The 2,543-nt window shown below is 67.3% G+C and carries 1 protein-coding gene; it reads right to left on the reverse strand.

Annotation, left to right across the window (positions count from 1 at the left end):
• Window positions 1-76 precede the first annotated feature (76 nt).
• Window positions 77-1,879 (reverse strand): group II intron reverse transcriptase/maturase, encoded by a 1,803-nt coding sequence (ltrA, locus tag IH26_RS0152240; protein ID WP_030443769.1) that lies wholly within the window; start codon window positions 1,877-1,879, stop codon window positions 77-79.
• Window positions 1,880-2,543 lie beyond the last annotated feature (664 nt).

Raw genomic sequence — 2,543 nt, forward strand, 5'->3', positions numbered from 1 at the left:
TCGGCCGGGTAGCGACGGCGCATTGCTGCGCCGTCGCCCCCTCAGAACCGGACGTGCACGTTTCCATGCATCCGGCTCAAGCAAGCCCTGTGGGCCGCTGGCGTGCAGAGTGCTGGCCTGCCGATTTGCCGGTTTTCCGGCGGTGGCAGTGGGTGTGGAGCAGACGGAGTTGCGGATCGTGAGAGCTGCCGTCCTGTCGTAGGCTGATGGCGTTGTGGTCCATCGCTTTGCGCAGGCCGCCGAACCACTGTTCCCACTCTTGCGGGGTTTGTGGCGGACGATCGGCGTGCAGGAGTAGCTGCCCGCAGTGGGCGCACCGGCCCTGCTGGCTGTGGAGCAGCTGCTGGGTGGTGCGGTCGACCGGGGGTTGCATCCTCGAGCGACGCCGCCGGGTGTTCCAGTAGTCGGCCAGCGCCGGGTCGTCGGGCGACGCGGTGCCGGGAACCAGCTGGTGCCGCACGATCCTGGTCCAGGCGAACTTTTGCAGGTAGGCGCCGCTGTCGCGGTCACCGAAGACCCATTTGTTGCGCCGGGACTTGTTGAACATGCCGAAGTAGCGGGCGACGACCCAGCTCGTCGGCTTGTTCGGGTGGGAGTGCCTGGCCCACTTGTAGACCAGTTTCCACAGGTAGTGATCCAGCGAGGTGAAGATCTCGCTGGCCACCACGCTCCGGTAGTAGGCCGCCCAGCCCCGGATGATTGGGTTAAGCCGGGCGATCACCGCGGCGGCGTTACTGCCGCGCAGTGCGCGCACCTCTGTGCGCAGCCGTTTCCGGATCCGTCTGACCGCCGTCTTGCTCGGTTTGATCAGCAGCAGACCGTTATAGCGGCGGACGTTGAATCCGAGGAAGTCGTAGCCCTCGTCGAGGTCGACCACGCGGGTCTTGTCCTCGTTGAAGGCCAGGCCTCTCGGCGTCAGCCATGCGGCCAGCTGGGCTTTGACCTGCATCGCCTCGTCCCTGGTGCGGCACAAGGCAACGAAGTCATCGGCGTATCTGATCAACACCGGGCAGCCCGGGACGCTGGCCGCGCCGTCGTTTCCGACAACGCGGTAACGAACCCCGGCGGCATGTTCCATCCCGTGCAGCGCCACGTTCAACAGCAACGGGCTGACCACCCCACCCTGCGGAGTTCCCTCCTCGGTCGGGGTGAACCGGCCCTGCTCGACCACCCCCGCCTTGAGCCAGTCCTCGACTTGTTCCCTGGCCGGGAACCCGCCGAGCTGGGCAAGCAGGTGGTCGTGGTCGATGCGGTCGAACGCCGCCTTCAGGTCCGCGTCCAGCACCCACCGCCGGGCCGGGTTCCGGCCTTTGACGGTGCTGAAGATGGCCTGGATCGCGTCCTGACAGCTGCGTCCGGGCCGAAACCCAAAGGATCGCGGCTCGAACCGGGCTTCCCATTCCGGCTCCAACGCGGCCGTCACCCGGGCCTGCATGACCCGGTCGACGATCACGGGGATGCCGAGCGGCCGGCGCCGGCCGTCCGCTTTCGGGATATACACCCGTTTGACCGGACGGGCTTGCCAGGGCTGCTGCCGACGCTGGACGGCGTCCGCCAGCGCGGCTTTGTCCTGGCCGTCGAGGACGATCCTGCCGTCCACGCCCGCCGTCAAACGTCCAGCGTTGATCTCCGTCACCCGGCGAACCGCCAACAGCGTGTTCGACCGGGACCGGAGCATCAACTTCTGCAGGTTCCGGACCCGCTTGTGGTCCTGCGCCTGCGACGCCGTGAAGATCCGCTGCCGCAGACGCCGTACGTGTTCCTCGCAGGCACGCCAATCGATCGCATGCCAGTCAAGGACGTCCTCCGGTCCGTTCACCACCACGGCCGAGACCGCAGCAGTGTCCAACTTGCCCTTCGGTTCCAGCTTCGTCGTCATCGTCTCTCTCACGGGCTCACCTGACCCGCGTCAGCCTGCTTTCGCAGCCGGGCACCCGGCCCGGTATCCAGCCAGTTATCCACGACACCGCCCAGGAGGAGAACGGTTCAGTGCGCCGCGTGGTTTCCTGCCGCCTTTCGGCCACCGGCATTCGCTTCTCGGGTCATCCTGTTCCCGCCCGGGGAACTGGGCCTTCCTCACGGTCGGCTTACCGCCCACCACAAGCCGGGCGGACCCCGTCGGGGTTTCCACGTTCCGCACTCACGAGTTACGACCGGGTTGGGTGCCCTCTCTACCCCGGGGACCGGCGGTGCTCTCCTGACCGGATGCCGTGCCCGGCCAGCGCCTGCCGCATCACAACGGCCACGTCCCTGCACCCCGCCCGACACGTCCCACCGCGCGGAGCTCCGTTTTACGAGGCATCAACGAGGGTTCACGCGATTCACCCGTACGGTCTGCCCCTCACCCGTGATCCCCGCGATGGGACGAGGACCCCTTCGGCTTTCCCTCGGGCTTCGCACCCCGCCGTTACCAGCAGCGCACGCCAAGGGCAGGGCCAGGCACCGAGCACGCGCCCGGGACTACACCACCGACATCACGTCGGCCCTCCTAACTGCGAGTCCACTCGCAAAGTGCGACATCGTGTCGCAACGGCAGATCCGGA

Origin of the sequence: Actinoplanes subtropicus, from assembly GCF_000721705.1 — a bacterium.
In the GTDB taxonomy this organism is placed as follows: Bacteria; Actinomycetota; Actinomycetes; order Mycobacteriales; family Micromonosporaceae; genus Actinoplanes; species Actinoplanes subtropicus.